This window comes from Streptomyces sp. NPDC058796 (assembly GCF_042745235.1).
In the GTDB taxonomy this organism is placed as follows: Bacteria; Actinomycetota; Actinomycetes; order Streptomycetales; family Streptomycetaceae; genus Streptomyces.
This window is the reverse complement of record NZ_JBHYOP010000001.1, coordinates 659,428-676,888: the sequence shown is the minus strand read 5'-3', so window position 1 is coordinate 676,888 and position 17,461 is coordinate 659,428. Positions and strand designations below refer to the sequence as shown.

Below are 17,461 nucleotides of genomic sequence, written 5' to 3'. Positions count from 1 at the left end.
ACAGATGAAAATCACCTTTCTCCTCACCTGGGGTGACGAGATGGGCGGCACGGAGCAGGCCGTCTACACCCAGGCGACCCACCTGGCTCCCCGGCACGACATCGAGGTGCTCAGCGTCTTCAAGACGCGTGAGCAGCCGTTCTTCGGCGTCGACGAGCGGGTCTCGGTGCGCTACCTGGTGGACCGCACCGGCAAGACCGAGCGCCCGGTGCGCGAGAGCGGCCTCACCGCCGAGGAGTGCCGGCACCTCGCCGGGCTGCCGAGCGACCTGATCAGCCCGAAGTGGGAGGCGACGTTCGACGCGCTCTCCGACGTCGAGATGCAGCGCGCGCTGCGGACCATCGACACCGACGTGCTGATCACCACCTCGCCCGCGCTGATGTCGGCGGTGGCCGACCTGGCGCCCTCCCGGGTGATCACCATCCAGCAGGAGCACCGGCCGTCCCAGCTGCGCGGCGGCACGGGTGAGCCGCTGCTGCTGAGGGCGCCCGCCATCGACTCGCTCGTGGTGCTCACCGAGCGCACGAAGCAGTGGCTCGAGGAGTCCCTCGGCAAGGCGGCCCCCCGTCTCGCCGCCATCCCGAACGCGATCCCGGAGGGCTTCCGGCCGCGCTCCAGCCTGACCGGCAAGACGATCGTGATGCCGCGCCGGCTGGTGCCCGACAAGCAGGTCGACCACGCCATCCACGCGTTCGCCAAGGCACTGCCGGACCACCCGGGCTGGCGGCTGCGCATCTTCGGCGACGGGCCCCAGATGTCCCGCCTGCGCAACCTCATCCAGGGTCTGGGCCTGCACGACTCCGTGGAACTCCTCGGTCCCAGCCAGCACATGACCGAGGAGTGGGCCAGGGCCAGCCTGACCATCCTCCCGTCGCAGGACGGCGAGGCCTTCCCGCTGGTGCTGCTGGAGGCGTTCGCGGCCGGCGTCCCGGCGGTGGCGTACGACATCGTCACCGGCCCCGCCGAGATCATCCGGCACGGCGAGGACGGGCTGCTCGTGCCGCCCAACGACATCGACTCCCTGGCCGAGGCGATCTCCCGTCTGATGGGCGACGAGGAGCTGCTGCGCTCCTACGGCGAGAAGGCCTACGAGGGATCCGCGCGGTTCGCGGCCGAAGTGATCGTCAAGCAGTGGGAGGAGCTCTTCACCGAGCTGGTCTCCCGGCGTGACGACCCGCGGCGGATGGCGGAGCGCGCCGACCGCATAGCCCACCGGGTGGCCCACGGCGGCGCGGGCCGCTTCCACGCCGCCGTCGCCGCGGACCGCACGGCGCCCTCCTCGGGCGACCAGCGGGCCCGGGAAGTCGTCATCGGCGCGTCCGACCGCTCGCTGGTGCGCGCCGGTGGCCGGCTGTCCGAGGTCCGTGACGACCTGCAGGGCTCGGAGATCATCCAGCGCAACTTCGAGACGGTCGTCGAGGCGCTCGAGTCACACGGCATCCCGTACGTGCTCCTGCGGGACCGCGACGACAACCCCCGGCGCCGGCTGGCCGTCGACGCGGTCGAGCAGGGCCGCGTCCGCAAGGCGCTCGCCGGCGCGTACGAGGGCAAGGCGGTCTACGCCGAGCTGCTCAAGCCCCGTACGCACGCGCCCGGCGTGCTGCTCGCCGAGCGGCTCGAGGCGGCGGGCGAGGTGGCCGGTCTGCGGGTGTTCCGTCCGGTGGTGACCTCCAGCCGCACGCTGCGCTTCGGCCCCGCGTACGGCTGCGACATCGAGTTCTGGCGCCAGGTGCCGGAAGAGGAGGGCGGGGACGGCCAGTTCGTCGCGCCGCTCAGGCCCAGCGCCGTCGGCCCCAAGCTGCCGTCGCTGACCGCCGACGCCCGCACCCGCGTCCGCGACCGCGAGTACCCGACGCTGGAGCCGCTGACCAGGAAGCTGGTGAGCGACCTCACCTTCCCCGTGGACGCCGTCTACACCTGGGTCGACGACTCCGACCCCCGCTGGCAGGAGCGCCGTGCCCGCCGGCGCGCCGCCCTCGGGCTGGAGGCGGAGAGCTCCGGGGACGAGGCCGCCCGGTTCCGCAACCGCGACGAACTCCGCTACTCCCTGCGGTCGCTCGCCATGTTCGCGCCCTGGATCCGGAAGATCTACCTCGTCACGGACGACCAGACCCCCGAGTGGCTCAACACCGAGCACCCGGACGTCGAGGTCGTCTCGCACCGGGACATCTTCGCCGACGGCGACTGCCTGCCGACGTTCAACTCGCACGCCATCGAGAGCCAGCTGCACCACATCGACGGCCTGTCCGAGCAGTTCCTGTACCTGAACGACGACGTGTTCATCGGGCGGCCGATCGGCCCCCAGCGCTTCTTCCTGCCGAACGGCGCGAGCCGGTTCTTCTGGTCCCCGACGACCGTGCCGATCGGTGAGCCGACCGAGGAGGACGAGGGCTACTTCGCGGCGGCCAAGAACAACCGCTCGCTGCTGGAGGAGCGGTTCGGGGTGACGGTGGCCAACAGCTTCGTGCACGCGCCGCACCCGTTGCGCAGGAGCGTGCTGGAGCGCATCGAGGAGGACTTCCCCGAGAGCGTGGCCCGCACGGCCGCCACCCCGATGCGCGGCTGGCAGGACATCTCCATGGTGTCCTCGCTGCACCACCACTACGGCTACCTCACCGGGACCGCGGTGCCGAGCAGCATCCGGTGCGCGTACATCGACGTGGGCACCTACAGCCGCCACCCGGAGCTGACGCGACTGCTGGCCATGCGCGGCCACGACGTGTTCTGCCTCGGCGAGTCCCGGGACGCGGAGGTGCCGGAACACGAGCAGGCGCGCATCGTCGAGGCGTTCCTGCGGGCCTACTTCCCCGTGAAGAGCCCGTACGAGCGCTGACCCGAAAGGGCCCGGACAACGGGGAAGGGGGCTGCCGGCACGACGTGCCGGCAGCCCCCTTCGTACACCGTCCGCGTCAGTACAGGTCGCGGTAGGTGTTCCAGCCGGTGCCCAGCTTCACCCGGGCCTTGAACCGCCCGTCGGTGTAGGAGGTGTAGCGGAACAGCTCGCCGCGGGAGTTGGCGGCGATCAGGTCGGCGCGGCCGTCGCCGTCGATGTCGCCGGGGGAGGCCAGCTTGTTGTACTGCTGCCAGCCGGGGCCCAGGTCGATCTTGCGCTCGAACGGCGCGGTGCTGACGCCGGTACCGCGGTACAGGTACAGCTGGCCGGCCGGGGTGCGCGCCACGATGTCGGTACGGCCGTCCCCGGTGAAGTCACCGGCGCCGACGAGCTTGTCGTAGGCGTTCCAGCCGCCGCCGACCTCGAGCGGCGAGGACAGGTACGCTCCGTGGCCCTTGCCCCGGAAGAGGTACAGGGTGCCGGAGGTGTCCCGGGCGAGGAGGTCGCCCTTGCCGTCGTCGTTCAGGTCGCCCGGGCCGAGGAACAGGTTGTACCCGCCCCAGCCGGTGGCCAGGTAGTCGTCGGCCGTGTCGGCGTAGTTGTAGAGCACGCCGTCGTACAGCTCCAGCAGGTCCGCGTACCCGTCCTTGTCGAGCGAGGACGCGTAGGCCACCCGGGCGCCCGCCCAGCCGCCCGTGTCGCTGATCTGGGTGCGGGCGGTCAGCTGGCCGTCGTTCTTCACGCCGTACCAGTAGAGCGTGCCGCCCGTGTCCATGCCGATCACCGACGCCTTGCCGAAGTGCGGGTACGCACCGCTGCCGGCGAAGAGCTCCACCGGCTCGAAGCCCGTGCCCGTCTGCTGCTTGGCGTCGAAGTTCCCGGTGCCGTCGGCCCGGTAGTAGTACAGGTCGCCGGAGCGGGTGCGGCCGAGCAGGTCGCCGAGGCCGTCGCCGTCCCAGTCGTCGGCGGCGATGATCTGGTTGTAGTCGGTCCAGCCCTGGCCCATGTAGTCGCGGGTGGCGAGCGGGGCGGTGGCGCTGCCCTTGCCGGCGTAGAAGTACAGGAAGCCGAGGCGGGTGCGGGCCACGACGTCGCCGATGCCGTCGCCGTTCATGTCCCCCATGCCGACCAGCTGGTCGAACATCTCCCAGCCGCCGCCGACCTTCACCCGCCCGCGGAACGGGGAGTCGACGCTTCCCGTCCCCTCGTACAGGTACAGGTCGCCGCCGTAGGTCCGCGCGAGCAGGTCGGGCCTGCCGTCACCGGTGACGTCGCCGGGCGTGAGGACCTTGTTGTAGATCTGCCAGCCCGTCCCGCTCCAGGTGGCGTAACCGGTGCCGTCCACGCCCCAGCTCTGGAACAGGGACAGGGTGCCCGTCGACGACAGCGTGAGGACCTCCGGACCCCCGGTGCCGTCGAGGTCGCCGGGCGTGAGGATGTCCTTCTGCTTCTCCTCGTAGTCGTCGACGTTGATGGTGTACGGGGTGAACTCGCCCGTGGTGGTGCGCCAGACGTACGTCTCGCCGTCCTGCAGGCGCATCAGGGCGTCGGTGAAGCCGTCACCGTCCACGTCGAAGCGGGCGCCGGGGGCAGCGGCGGCGGCGCGCATCCGCTCGGACTGCTTCGGCTGGGGCACGGTGCGGTCCAGCTCGGGCAGTTCGGACGCGGGCGGCGTCACCTCGACCCCGGGCGAGGGCTTGTCGGCGGCGACGGCCGGGGTGGTGAGCAGCATGCCCGCGGCCACCGCGAGGGCGGTGCAGCCGAGCAGGCGGGAGCGCCGGGTTCTGCGGCGCGTGCGAGAAGTTGACAAGGATCCCCCCACAGGTGAAGTCGATGAGTCGGCACGGTGAAGAAGAAGTGATCACGGCCGATGATCATCGGATTGTAGGTGATGCCTGTGACAGAGGGAACGTTGATTCGACAACAACGTCTCCCGGCGCGCGGTGACGCCAGGAGACGGAGTGGGGTTCAGCTTCACGGCGGTGCCCCCGGTGGGGTGGCCCGCGCCCTGGTTCTCCTCCCGGTCAGGGGTGCTCCGGCTCGGCCACTTCGAGCGCCTGGGCCGGGGTCGGGACGGGGCGGCGCTCGTCGAACGGGACGACGGGCAGCGGTGCCTGCTCGCCCAGGAAGACGCGCCGCACGACGCGCTCCGCCGCGTGCCCGTCGTCGAACGTGCAGAAGCGGCGGCGGAACGCGTCCCGGTGCTCGGTCGCCTCCGGAGCGTCGTACTCGCCCGTGGTGAGCAGCCGGAGCAGCTCCTCCTGCGTGGTCGCCACCGCGCCGGGCGGCTCCTGGAGCAGGTCGAAGTAGGTGCCGCGGACCACGGAGTAGGTCTCCCAGTCGGGGATGTAGCTGATGATCGGACGGTCCAGTACGGCGTAGTCGAACATCGCCGAGGAGTAGTCCGTGATCAGGGCGTCCGCCGCGAGGTACAGCTCCTCCACCGTGGGGTGCCCGGAGACGTCGACGATCCGGCCCGTGCTGCGCAGCTCGTCGGCGTGGGCCGAGTTGCCGTAGAAGTAGTGGCCGCGCAGCAGCACGGTCACGTCGGGCCCGAGTTCGTCGGCGAGCCTGGCGAGGTCCAGCGGCGGAGTGAAGTCCGGCTGGTACTCGCGGTGGGTCGGCATGTACAGGAACACCTTGGTGCGCTCGCCCAGCCCCAGCGCCGCACGCGCCCTGCGCACGGCTTCGGAGTCGGCGTTGACGAGGACGTCGTTGCGCGGGTAGCCGGTCTCCAGCGTGGTGTAGGAGCAGGGGTAGACCCGCTCCCACACCAAGGTCGAGAAGCGGTTGGAGCTGATGCTGAAGTCCCAGCGGTCGCAGCGCTTGAGGAGCTTGGAGAAGCTCATGTTGGTGGACGCCGGGTACTTCCGCTGGTCCAGTCCCATGGTCTTCAGCGGAGTGCCGTGGTGCGTCTGTACGTGCACCTGGCCTTCCCGCTTCACCACGTTGTCCCCGAAGTTCACGTTGTTGACCAGGTACTTGGCGCGCGCCATGACCGCCCAGTACTCACGCGAGCCCACCCGCACGTAGTCCGTGCCCGCGGGCACCTGGTCCACCGCGTCCGGCCGGATCGCCCATACCCGGCGGATGTGCGGAGCGGCACGGGCGACTTCGGCCTCGATCGCCGCGGGGTTGCAGGAGACACTGCGGTTCCAGTAGGCGGAGAACACCGCGAGGTTCTCGTCGAGCGGCAGTCTGAGCTGGGAGCGGTAGAAGACCCCCATGGCACGGCGCTTGGACCGGTTCAGGGCGGAGCGGGCCCGCTTCTTGACCTCCTGACGCAGCCGCACCGCGCGTGTGGCGTTCACCATGGTGTTGTAGGCGCCGCGCTCCAGCATGGCGTACTTGTGGCCCTGGCCGCCGGCCGGCCGGGCGAAACCTCGCGGGACGCGGGCGCGGTAGTCGGCCGAGGCGCGGCCGAAGAACTCCGCCCGTGCCTTGTGCGGCAGACGGCCCGGGTGCTCCAGCACGGTCAGGTAGTGGTCGACCATCTTGCGGAACAGCGGGCCGCGCCACTGCTCCAGTTCCTCGTGCTCGTCGAGGTAGTCGAAGACGCGGCGGTACTGGTCGAACACGTCGAAGTGCTTGCGGCTGACCGTCTTGAGGATGTTGCCGCCCTCACGGCGCTGCCGGTAGTACACGCAGACGCGGTCCAGGAGGGTGATCCGCTCCGCACTGATCAGGGAGCAGAACGTCCAGGGGGCGTCCTCGTAGTACCCGGGCGGGAAGGTGAGCCCGGTACGGGCGACGAAGTCGCGCCGGTACGCCTTGTTCCACACGATCTGGAGGAGGTCCAGCAGCTCCGGACGGTCACGCAGCGAGATGACGTCCGGTCCGTCGTTCACCAGCAGGTCGGCCCGCTGGTTGCGCCTGACCTTGCCGTCCCAGTAGGTGCGGGCGTAGTCGTAGATGAGTATCTCGGGGTCGCCCGTGGCGTCGAGACGGTCGGATATCGCCGTCAGCGCCCCCGCGGACAACGTGTCGTCGCTGTCCAGGAACAGTACGTAGTCGCCCTTGGCCTTCTCCAGACCCGCGTTCCGCGCTCGCCCCAGCCCCACGTTCTCGGTGAGGTGAATCACCTCGATCCGCGCGTCGCGCGCCGCGTACTCGTCCAGGAGGACTCCGGAACCGTCCGGCGAGCAGTCGTCGACCGCGATCACCTCGAAGTCCGTGTAGTCCTGCCCGAGCACGGAGTCGAGGCACTCGGGCAGATAGGCCTGCACCTTGTGCACGGGGATGATGAGGGAAAGCCTGGGCATCCTTTGCAACCTGTTCCAAGGGGGCTGGCGGGGTTCCGAGACACCGTAGCGGGCCAGTCTGTGACGTGCCGCCAAGCGTAATGCCCACCCTGTGGGCCTACGCTTCGCTTCGGCCGGATTGCCTTTTGAGGATTCACACATACGTTGAACCGTGCGCACAAATCGCGCACGGTTCACACGCGCCGCTCCGGAACCCCGGCGGGCAGGGTGTCCGGCGACTGCTGCCGGGGACCGGGCAGGGGCAGCTCCGTCGCGAGCCGCCCCGCCATCCGCGCCCGGTGTTCCCCGGCCGCCGCGCACAGCGCCCGCACGGCCCCGGCGAAACGGTCCTGGGACGGCGGTTCGGCGGGGCCCAGCAGGTGCCGGGCCAGCAGGGCCCGGTCCGCCGCCCGCTCGTCGCGCTCGGGGTGCCGGACCGCGTCCAGCAGCGCGGGCACCCCGGCCGCGTCCGGCGCCAGTACGGTCGCCGCCGCCACCGTCGGGAACGTCTTGCGGAATCCGTCCTCGGCCAGCCCGCTGGTGTTGGCCACCGCGTGCGGCTTGCCGCTCGCCAGGAAGTCGCTGATGACACTCGACACATCGCTGATCAGCAGGTCGGCCCGGTTGAAGCAGGCGTACAACGGCGGCCGGGCGTCGGTGACGACCTGGTGCTCCCACTCGGGCAGCGAGGCCCAGTACGCCTCCTCCCAGGCGGCCGTCGCGCGCGCCACCGCCGCGGCCCGCCCCGGCTCCGGCGCCGGCTGCCGCAGCATCCGCTCCGCCTGGTCGGCGGCGGAGCGGAAACCGGACGTCGTCAGCCGGTCCAGCTCCGCCGTCAGCCGGCCCAGCTCGGCCACGGCCGACGCGTCCGGCCGGGGCCCGCCCCGGTCCCGGTTCGCGGCCCGCACCAGCTCCCGGATGCGAAGATCGGCGGCGCGGGCCCGCGGGTCCACCGATCCCGTCAGCGGGTGCGGCTTGTACAGCAGCCGCACGCCCGGGTCCGCGAGCAGCGCCCGCACCAGGTTCTCGCCGGCCTCCACCACCGACGTGTTGCCGGGGTTGCCGTCCCAGCCCTCCCAGGTCGGCGCGTACAGGACCGTCATGCGGGCGCCGGGCGCGGGCGGCCCCGCGTACGGCCGTACGGCGTCCAGTTGCGGGCGGCCGATCTCCACCACGTCCTTGTCCTCGACGCCGACCTCCGCCAGCGCGTACCGCTCGCGCGCCGCCGGACCGGCCACCCACACCTCGTCGTAGGCCTTCGCGTACGGATTGCAGGAGGACAGCTTGTCGCTCTCCCCGTGGTTGACGAAGGCGTGCTTGATCGTGGGGATCCGCAGGACCTGCGAGGTCTTGCCCGAGTTGGAGGGGTGCAGGAGGACCCGTAGCGTGGAGTGCTCCAGGCGCATCAGCGTGGACACCTTCGGCAGGCACACCACGGGGATGTCGGTCGCCGCGATCCGCTGCACCATGTGCCGCTCCCGCAGCACGATCACCGGGCGCCCCTCCAGCCGCGCCAGCGGCTCCAGCCACATGTTGGCCTGGTACGCCGAGGACGCCCCGCCCGAGAAGTACAGGCCGACGGTCGGCCGGTACTCCGCCAGCCAGGCGTCGAACCAGTCCAGGACCTCCTGCTCGCCCGCGGGCCGGCGCCCCGGCAGCAGCCGCAGCAGCAACACGCCCAGGCCGGCCAGCGCCATGGCCAGCGACAGCGCGAGGCCGGCCGCCCCGTACACCGGCGCGTCGACGGCGGCCGTGGCCAGCAGCCCGGCCGTCGCGGGCAGCCCGAGGACCGCCAGCCGGTGGCCGGGGCGGCGCAGCAGCGCGGGCGGGGCGGGGGACAGGCGCAGCGCGGAGGCGTCCACGTTCCGGGTCACCACGGGCAGCGTGCGGGTGCGCCGGACCAGCACGGAGGCGGCCTGGATCGCCCAGTGCAGCCCGTAGAAGGCGAGCAGGGCGGCGACCAGCGGGGCGTACGCGGGTTCCCGGTGCTGCTCGCCCAGGCGCAGCAGGCCGACCACGAGCAGCAGGTCCCGCAGCACGTGCCGCACCGTGACGTCGGCGTGCGACTTGGCGAACAGCGACACCATGCCCCGCTGCCACCGGTACAGCACCCCTTCGGCGGCCAGCGAACCGGCGGTCGCGGCGAGCAGCAGCGGCACGTGCGGCAGCAGCGCGCCGACGGCCTGTGCGACCGACGCGGTGGCCAGCACGGCGAGGACGAGCAGCTTCACGGCGGTCCGGCGGGGCAGCAGGGCGAGGCCGGGGACCCGGGGGCGTGGACGGCCCGGGCGGGGGACACGGCGGGGAAGTCTGCGGCGGGGCAGGGATAGGGGCACTGCGGTCGCTCCAGGCTTGCTCGTCGCGCATCGGACATACGGGTTAACGCACGGCGACCTCCCGACGACACGCACGTGTTGCCCCGGCCCTCGGTACGGGAGCCGGGCCGAGGGCCTGTCCGCAGCCTGGACCGCGGCGCGGGGCGCGATCCGCTTCGCGTAGATTGCCTGGCGGGCGCCCGGACGGGCGCGCGTCGACGGGGAAGGACGGGCGGCAACAGTGGCTGGGGCAAGGCAGGCCGTGGGCGATGCCCGCAGGATCGTCGTCAAGGTCGGTTCCTCCTCGCTGACCACCGCGGCCGGCGGCCTGGACGCCGACCGGGTCGACGCGCTCGTCGACGTCCTCGCCAAGGTCCGCGGCGGCGGGGAGCGGGAGATCGTCCTGGTCTCCTCCGGCGCCATCGCCGCCGGTCTCGCCCCGCTGGGCCTGCGCCGCCGCCCCAGGGACCTCGCCCGCCAGCAGGCCGCCGCCAGCGTCGGACAGGGCCTGCTGGTCGCCCGCTACACCGCGTCCTTCGCCCGCTACGGCGTCCGCGTCGGCCAGGTGCTGCTGACCAGCGACGACATGAGCCGCCGCGCTCACCACCGCAACGCCTCCCGCACCCTCGACAAGCTGCTGGCGATGGGCGCCTTCCCGATCGTCAACGAGAACGACACCGTCGCCACCGACGAGATCCGCTTCGGCGACAACGACCGGCTCGCCGCCCTCGTCGCCCACCTGGTCCGTGCCGACCTGCTGGTGCTGCTGTCCGACGTGGACGGCGTCTACGACGGAGACCCGAGCAGGCCCGGCACCTCGCGGATCGCCGAGGTGCGCGCACCGGCCGACCTCGCGGACATCGAGATCGGCAGCGCCGGCAAGGCGGGCGTCGGCACCGGCGGCATGGTCACCAAGGTCGAGGCGGCCCGCATCGCCGCGGCCGCCGGCATCCCCGTGGTGCTGACCAGCGCCGTCCACGCCGCCGAGGCCCTGGCCGGGGGCGACACCGGCACCTACTTCCACGCCACCGGCAAACGCTCCGCCGACCGGCTGCTGTGGCTCCAGCACGCCTCCACCCCGCAGGGCGCCCTCGTCCTCGACGACGGGGCGGTGCGCGCGGTCGTCGAGGGCCGCAAGTCGCTGCTGCCGGCCGGCATCGCCGGCGTCGAGGGCGAGTTCGCCGCGGGTGAGCCCGTCGAGCTGCGGGACGGGGCGGGCCGTGCGGTCGCCCGGGGGCTGGTCAACTTCGACGCCAGGGAACTGCCCCGGCTGCTCGGCCGCTCCACCCGGGAGCTGGCGCGCGAACTCGGACAGGCGTACGAACGTGAGGTCGTACACAGGGACGATCTGGTGATCCTGCACCCGTAATGGGCCGAAACGTCCCCGAATCGGCGGTGTACGTTCCGCAAAACCGCCCCGCGATCTTGCGCGGCCTGCTCAACTTTCCTTCAGGGACAGGCCCGGTCGACCACCGGGCTCGGCAGTGTGCGTGAAGGAGGCCGTCGTGAGCGGAGTGCGCCCTGGAACGGCGGCGTCCCGCGCCCGCCCGGGCGGCGGTGCCCGCAAGGGGTCCCGCACGGCCGGCGAGGAACGCCCCCTGACCAGTGTCGCGGCCGGCGACCGCTACCGGGGCGGGGAACCCGAGCACACCCCTCGCCTGTGGCACGTCACGCTCAGCGTCTCCGGCGCCCGCGCCCCGCTGCCCGAGGTCCGCCGCGCCCTGGAACAGCTCGCCCACGACCACCCCTTCCTGTTGACCAGCCGCTACGCCGACGACCACGCCGAGATCCGGTACTGGGAGGAGGCCCGCGACCTGCACGACGCCGCCGCCGTCGCCCTGCGCCTGTGGGGCGAGCACCGGCAGACCGCGGGACTGCCGCCCTGGGAGATCGTCGGCCTCGAGGTCATCGACCGGGCCACCTACCATCAGCGCATCGCCGCCGGGTACGGACCGGCCCCGGCGACACCGGTCGGGGTCCACCCGTTCTAGGCCCGACACCGGGCACCCGCCGTTGTTTCCGGGTCGTCTCCGAGCGCCGCCACCCGCGAGCTGCCCGAGCCGCTGCCGCGTTGCCGCCGGCTGCCCCGGGCCGCACCGAGCCGCCGCTGGGCTGCCCCCGAGCCGCCGTCGGGCTGCCCCCGAACCGCCCCGGAGCAGCGGGCTGCCTCCGAGGCACCCCCCACCGCCGCCACGCTCCTCCAGGCCACCACGCTCGCCTCCCGGAGCGGCGACCGATGTGCGGCCGGGGCCCGGGCCCGTCCCTTTCCGCCCCGTCCGGCGCATGTCTCGGGGTTTGGGACGACCGGTGGGCGCCCCGTCCGCCCTACTACGCTTCCCCCATGACCACGCTCTCGCCGTACGACTCGATGTCCCCGGTCACCCGGGCCGCCTACCGGGCCAAGTCCGCCGCGGCCGACCTCGCGCCGCTGCCGAGGGCCGCCAAGGACGACGCGCTGCTCGCCGTCGCGGACGCGCTGGAGGTCCGTACCAGCGAGATCGTCGAGGCCAACGCCCAGGACGTGGCCAAGGCCCGCGCCGCCGGGACCAGCGAGGCCATCATCGACCGGCTGACGCTGACCCCGGAGCGGGTCCGTGCCATCGCCTCCGACGTGCGCGACGTCGTCGCCCTGCCCGACCCGGTCGGCGAGGTCGTGCGCGGCAACACCCTGCCCAACGGCATCGACCTGCGCCAGGTCCGCGTGCCGCTCGGCGTCGTCGGCATCATCTACGAGGGCCGGCCCAACGTCACCGTCGACGCCGCCGCCCTGTGCCTGAAGTCCGGCAACGCCGTGCTGCTGCGCGGCTCCTCATCCGCCTACCAGTCCAACACCGCCCTCGTCCGGGTCCTGCGCGACGCCGTGGGCGGGGCCGGACTGCCCGCCGACGCCGTGCAGCTGGTGCCCGGTGAGAGCCGCGAGAGCGTGCGCGAGCTGATGCGGGCGCGCGGCCTGGTCGACGTGCTCATCCCGCGCGGCGGCGCCTCGCTGATCAACACCGTCGTCCAGGAGTCCACCGTCCCCGTCATCGAGACCGGCACCGGCAACTGCCACGTCTACGTCGACGCGCGGGCCGACCTCGACACGGCCGTCGACATCCTCATCAACTCGAAGGCTCAGCGGGTCGGCGTCTGCAACGCCGCCGAGACCCTCCTGGTCCACCAGGACATCGCCGCCGAGTTCCTGCCCCGCGCCCTGGACGCCCTCGCCGAGGCCGGTGTCACCGTGCACGCCGACGAGCGGGTCATGGCGTACGCCGAGGACTCGAAGGTGACGGCCGTCGAGGCCACGCCGGAGGACTGGGAGACGGAGTACCTGTCGTACGACATCGCCGCGGCCGTCGTCGACTCCCTCGACAAGGCCGTCGAGCACATCCGGCTGTGGACCTCGGGCCACACCGAGGCGATCGTGACGACCTCGCAGCAGGCCGCCCGCCGCTTCACCCAGTTGGTCGACTCCACCACCGTCGCCGTGAACGCCTCCACGCGCTTCACCGACGGCGGCCAGTTCGGCTTCGGCGCCGAGATCGGCATCTCCACGCAGAAACTGCACGCCCGGGGCCCGATGGGGCTGCCGGAGCTGACCAGCACCAAGTACATCGTCACCGGAGACGGGCACGTACGGCGCTGACGGCCGGCCCCGCGCCCCACGGCGCACACCGAGGAGGGGCGGGCGCGCCCGTGACCCGATCGGGGCATCTCGCCCACCGGATGAATTTCCCCGCCGTCTGCCCAAAACGCCCCCTCAGGTCTACTCTGGACCCGTGCCGGAGGACGTGGGGGGTAGGCCGTTCCCTGACGGCTGGGAGCCCGACGACGACCACGACCACGGGGTGTCGGACGAAGAGTTCGCCTCCGTGGTCTTCGACGAGGCCTTCGTGCAGGCGGCCGCGGTGCACGAGCCGTCCGCCGTCGAACGCCTCCTGGCCGCCGCCGAGGCCAGAGCCGAGGCCACCGAGGCGGAAGCGGCCCGCCGCGGCCGCAGCAGAGCCGAGCGCCACGACGACGGGTACGGCGATTTCGGCCACGATCCCGACCTCGACGACCCGGACGACGACCGCGACCTCCTCGACCGCCCCTACGGGGCCCCGCCGGCCTCCGGCAAGCAGGTCCGCTGGCACCGGCCGGTCGCCTGGATGCTCGCCGTCGTGATGGGCGTCGGCATGGTCGCGCTGGCCTTCGCGGCGGTCTACCGCGGCGCCTCCTCGGGCGGCGGCACCCAGCAGGTGCCCCCACCGGCCTCCACCGGCCCCGAGCAGGGCGGCAAGGTGACCCCGTCGGCCTCCGCCGATTACTCCCAGCCCGCCGTCCCGGTCATCCCGCACAGCCCCTGACCTGCGCGCCCGGCGGCTCGAAAGCTGTTCCGACTTGACCCTCGGCGGCGCGTTTACAGGGCCTCCGGCAGACCAACCCTGAAGGTATGGCAGGGCTTGGCGACCCGCCCGGAGGGACGCCCGAGGGCTCCCCCGGAGGCGGAGAGGACGAGTACCGATCCGTCGTCTTCGACGAGTCGTTCGTCCGCGCTGCCCGGCTCGAGGAGTTCTCCGCCCAGGAGCGCATGGCCGACCACGCGCACGCCGTACGCCGCCGTACCCCGCTGCGCCGGGCCGGCCTCTCCCGGCAGGCGCTGATCCTCGTTGTCCTCGTCGCCGTCGCCGTCGGCACCGCCCTCTACATGGGCGTGCGGCACCCGTACCAGAGCCCGGCCACCCAGCGGCCCGCCGAGCCGGTGCGGATGGCCGTCGTCCCGCTCGCCCCGCAGGGCGAGGTGCCCGGCGCGGACGACGCCGCCCACCTGTACGAGCACAGCCCCGCCGCGGAGTTCCGGACCGCGGCGAAGGGCGTCCCGCTGCCGGGCCACCACCGCACCGCGCACTTCTCGGACGACCAGGTGCTGAACGCCCTGACCACCGCCAAGCACTACATCGTCCGCTCCGCGCTGGACCCGGACGTGCTCGGCGGCGAGGAGGTCCGGTCGGTGCGCCTGCTGCTCGACCCGGCCCAGCTGGAACAGTTCGACCAGAGCTTCGAGAGGCCCACCCCGGACGGCCGGCACGCGGCCACCGGATGGCTGGTGCGCTTCGATCCCGCCCGCACCGAGCTGGCCGACGCCGAGATCCGGGTGCACGGCAGCATGCGGTTCACGGAGACCGACGCCTCCACGCTGGAGGTCACCGCCGACCACACCATGGTCTACCCGCTGCGGCCCGCCGGCGACGACCGGGCCGAGACGTCCCTGTTCACCGTCCGGCGCGAACTGCACTTCCGCTTCGACCGCGACGACCTGCGCCTGCGGCAGACGCAGCTCGTCGCCTCCCACGTCCAGGCCGGACCGCTCTCCTGCGCCGACGACTCGGCCGATCACCTGCGCCCGCTGCTCGCCGGCCAGAAGGCCGGGGCAGGAGTCCCCGCCGGCACCGACCCGTACACCGAGGACAACCCCACGGCTCTGTGCGGCACGCTCGCGGCGAGCGCCCAGCCGAAGGTCTAGGGCCTGTCCTCAGGCGCCCCCGCGACCTCTCAGGCGCCGCCGCCCGGCGGACGGTCGTCCGGCGTCTCGGGACCGCCCGACGTCCCCTCCGGCCCCGGCCCCTCGGACGGTGACCCGCCCTCGCCCTTGGGCGGCCTCGGCTGCGAGGACGTGAAGCCGCCGAAGCCGCGCCGCATCCGGTCGCCGAGGTCCCCGGCGCCGCCGGCGATGTCGTTCACCAGCTTCATCAGCGGGTCCTTCGAGCCGCGCACATGGGTGGCGTAGCTGGACGCCGACTCGCGGAAGGAGTCCCGTACCGAGGTGTCCTTGTCCTCCTCGCGCCGCGGGTAGTGGCCGTCCATGATCCGCTGGTAGTCCCGGGAGGCCGCCCACTTCTTCAGCTCGGCGGCCCGCACCGTCGTGAAGGGGTGCGAACGGGGCAGCACATTGAGGATCTTCAGCACGGAGTCGCGCAGGTCGCCGCCCGCCTCGTACTCGTCGGCCTGCTCCAGGAACGCGTCCACGTTCATCTCGTGCAGGTGGTTGCCGCCCGCGATCTTCATCAGGCCCCGCATGGACGCCTGGAGGTCCTGGCCGACCAGCAGCCCCGCGCGGTCGGCGGACAGCTCCGACTTGCGGAACCACTCGCGCAGCGCGGTGACGATCGCCATGATCGCCACGTTGCCCAGCGGGATCCAGGCGACCCGGACCGCGAGGGAGGTCAGGAAGAGCAGGATGGTCCGGTAGACCGAGTGCCCGGACAACGCGTGCCCGACCTCGTGCCCGACGACCGCCCGCATCTCCTCCTCGTCGAGCAGCTCGACCAGGCCCGTGGTGACCACGATGATCGGCTCGTCCAGGCCGATGCACATCGCGTTCGGCTTGGGGTCCTGGTTCACGTACATCGCCGGGACCTTCTCCAGGTCCAGGATGTAGCAGGCGTCGCGCAGCATGACGTTCAGATGGGCGAACTGCCGGTCCGAGACGCGTACCGAGTCGGACAGGAACAGCAGCCTGAGACTGCGCTCGGGCAGCAGCCCGCTCAGCGCCTTGAACACCGTGTCGAAGCCGCTCAGCCTGCGCAGCGCCACCAGCGCGCTGCGGTCGGCCGGGTGCTCGTACGCACGCGAGGAGATTCCGGGGAAGCGCCTGCGCTGCCTGCTCGGCACGTTCTCGTGCCCGTTGTGCTGGTGGCCGTCGGACATGTCTTCCCCCATGTGCGTGTGTGTGGCCTGTGCGTATGTCTGGGCCTTTGCGAACCCTTGTACGGCCCTTTGCGCCCCCGGAGCCGTGCCCAGCCTAGGCGGAGATACCGTGGACGGGCAGTACAGCGAAGGAGTCCCGTCATGGCGCACACCCCCCACACCGACTTGCTCGCCGCCGCGGCGAGGGCGGCAGAGCAGCAGGGGCCGGGGAATCTGCTCCGGATCGTGCTGATCGTGATGGTGGTGGGCTGTGTGCTGACCGCGTGGTTCCTGCTGCGGGGGTACAGCCGGAAGGACGACTGACGCCACCCGAAGGTTCCCCGGACCACCCCGGATCGCCCCGGACCGTCCCCGACGGCGGAGTCGGCGTGATCGCCCGTGAGGCGCCCGCATACGATGAGGCGACGTCTTTATTCCGCCCACACCGGATAGGTCCTGCCGAAGATGAGCTTCCACAGCACCGCTGCCCAGATCGTGACCCTCGCCTCCGAGGGCGGCGAGGAGCACAGCGGCAACCACGAGAGCCTCAGCCCCTACGTCACCGGCATCGGCGCGTTCGTCATCCTGATGCTCCTGCTGTGGATCACCACCCGGTTCAACCGCGACCGCTGAGCCCGGGGGCCGCGTGCCCCTGGACCGTGGGCCGGGCAGGAGCCTTCGCACCGGGCCGGTAGGGTCTGCACGCATGGGAGAGCAGGACATGCCTACCGGTCCGGCGCACGACACAGCGCACGCGCCGGAGCGCGGCACGCAGAACCGCGCGGTACCCGCCGGCGGCGGTGGCCCGGCGCCCTCGGGCAAGCGCCGCCTCGGCGTCATGGGCGGCACCTTCGACCCGATCCACCACGGCCACCTCGTGGCGGCCAGCGAGGTCGCCGCGCAGTTTCACCTCGACGAGGTGGTGTTCGTGCCCACCGGGCAGCCCTGGCAGAAGAGCCACCGCACCGTCTCCGCCGCCGAGGACCGCTATCTGATGACGGTCGTGGCGACCGTCGAGAACCCGCAGTTCTCCGTGAGCCGCATCGACATCGACCGCGGCGGCCCCACCTACACCGTGGACACCCTGCGCGACCTGCGCGCGCTCAACCCGGACGCCGACCTGTTCTTCATCACCGGCGCCGACGCCCTCGCGCAGATCCTGACCTGGCGCGACAGCGAGGAACTGTTCTCCCTCGCCCACTTCATCGGCGTCACCCGGCCCGGTCACACGCTGACGGACGCCGGACTCCCCAAGGGCGGCGTCTCGCTGGTCGAGGTGCCCGCCCTCGCCATCTCCTCCACGGACTGCCGTGCGAGAGTCGCCAAGGGCGACCCCGTCTGGTACCTGGTGCCGGACGGGGTCGTGCGCTACATCGACAAGCGCCAGCTGTACCGCGGCGAGTGAGCCGAGAGGGGCACCG

General features: G+C 72.2%; 13 protein-coding genes. 9 read left to right on the top strand and 4 right to left on the bottom strand.

Features of this window, described 5'->3' with window-relative positions:
- Nucleotides 1-4 precede the first annotated feature (4 nt).
- Entirely contained in the window at nt 5-2,833 is a 2,829-nt protein-coding gene (locus tag ACFW47_RS03050) for a stealth conserved region 3 domain-containing protein (protein ID WP_386278754.1), read from the top strand.
- Between the two features lie 76 nt (nt 2,834-2,909).
- On the opposite strand, the gene ACFW47_RS03045 is transcribed toward ACFW47_RS03050, so the two are convergent.
- The 3 genes from ACFW47_RS03045 to ACFW47_RS03035 form a co-directional block, all read right to left on the bottom strand.
- Entirely contained in the window at nt 2,910-4,643 is a 1,734-nt protein-coding gene (locus tag ACFW47_RS03045) for an FG-GAP repeat domain-containing protein (protein WP_386278756.1), read from the bottom strand.
- Nucleotides 4,644-4,857: 214 nt separating this feature from the next.
- Nucleotides 4,858-7,095, bottom strand: a complete 2,238-nt coding sequence (locus ACFW47_RS03040) for a CDP-glycerol glycerophosphotransferase family protein (RefSeq protein WP_386304539.1) — start codon at nt 7,093-7,095, stop codon at nt 4,858-4,860.
- A 173-nt stretch (nt 7,096-7,268) separates the two neighbouring features.
- Nucleotides 7,269-9,305 (bottom strand): hypothetical protein, encoded by a 2,037-nt coding sequence (locus tag ACFW47_RS03035; RefSeq protein WP_386279454.1) that lies wholly within the window; start codon nt 9,303-9,305, stop codon nt 7,269-7,271.
- 346 nt (nt 9,306-9,651) lie between these two features.
- On the opposite strand from ACFW47_RS03035, the gene proB reads away from it, so the two are divergent.
- The 5 genes from proB (at nt 9,652) to ACFW47_RS03010 (ending at nt 14,877) form a co-directional block, all read left to right on the top strand.
- Nucleotides 9,652-10,758, top strand: a complete 1,107-nt coding sequence (proB, locus tag ACFW47_RS03030) for a glutamate 5-kinase (RefSeq protein WP_386279456.1) — start codon at nt 9,652-9,654, stop codon at nt 10,756-10,758.
- A gap of 136 nt (nt 10,759-10,894) precedes the next feature.
- The gene (locus tag ACFW47_RS03025; RefSeq protein ID WP_386278760.1) at nt 10,895-11,380 is read left to right on the top strand and encodes a hypothetical protein; all 486 of its coding nucleotides are present in this window, start codon (nt 10,895-10,897) and stop codon (nt 11,378-11,380) included.
- A 350-nt stretch (nt 11,381-11,730) separates the two neighbouring features.
- Nucleotides 11,731-13,017, top strand: a complete 1,287-nt coding sequence (locus ACFW47_RS03020; protein WP_386278762.1) for a glutamate-5-semialdehyde dehydrogenase — start codon at nt 11,731-11,733, stop codon at nt 13,015-13,017.
- Between the two features lie 133 nt (nt 13,018-13,150).
- On the top strand, nt 13,151-13,720 hold the full coding sequence (locus tag ACFW47_RS03015; protein WP_386278764.1) for a hypothetical protein: 570 nt from the start codon (nt 13,151-13,153) through the stop codon (nt 13,718-13,720).
- A gap of 86 nt (nt 13,721-13,806) precedes the next feature.
- Nucleotides 13,807-14,877 carry a hypothetical protein gene (locus tag ACFW47_RS03010; protein WP_386304537.1) on the top strand — a complete coding sequence of 357 codons (1,071 nt, stop codon included), beginning with the start codon at nt 13,807-13,809 and terminating at the stop codon, nt 14,875-14,877.
- A 29-nt stretch (nt 14,878-14,906) separates the two neighbouring features.
- Here the strand turns inward: ACFW47_RS03010 and ACFW47_RS03005 are convergent, their stop codons facing one another.
- The gene (locus ACFW47_RS03005; protein ID WP_386304825.1) at nt 14,907-16,061 is read right to left on the bottom strand and encodes a M48 family metallopeptidase; all 1,155 of its coding nucleotides are present in this window, start codon (nt 16,059-16,061) and stop codon (nt 14,907-14,909) included.
- A gap of 141 nt (nt 16,062-16,202) precedes the next feature.
- Between ACFW47_RS03005 and ACFW47_RS03000 the strand changes: the two genes are divergently transcribed.
- The 3 genes from ACFW47_RS03000 to nadD all read left to right on the top strand — a co-directional run bounded on the left by ACFW47_RS03000 (nt 16,203) and on the right by nadD (nt 17,445).
- Nucleotides 16,203-16,364: a hypothetical protein gene (locus ACFW47_RS03000; RefSeq protein WP_386278768.1), complete on the top strand. Its 162-nt coding sequence runs from the start codon at nt 16,203-16,205 to the stop codon at nt 16,362-16,364.
- A gap of 141 nt (nt 16,365-16,505) precedes the next feature.
- Nucleotides 16,506-16,673 carry a hypothetical protein gene (locus tag ACFW47_RS02995; RefSeq protein WP_043373015.1) on the top strand — a complete coding sequence of 56 codons (168 nt, stop codon included), beginning with the start codon at nt 16,506-16,508 and terminating at the stop codon, nt 16,671-16,673.
- 73 nt (nt 16,674-16,746) lie between these two features.
- Nucleotides 16,747-17,445: a nicotinate-nucleotide adenylyltransferase gene (gene nadD, locus ACFW47_RS02990; RefSeq protein WP_386278771.1), complete on the top strand. Its 699-nt coding sequence runs from the start codon at nt 16,747-16,749 to the stop codon at nt 17,443-17,445.
- The last annotated feature ends 16 nt before the right edge of the window (nt 17,446-17,461 follow it).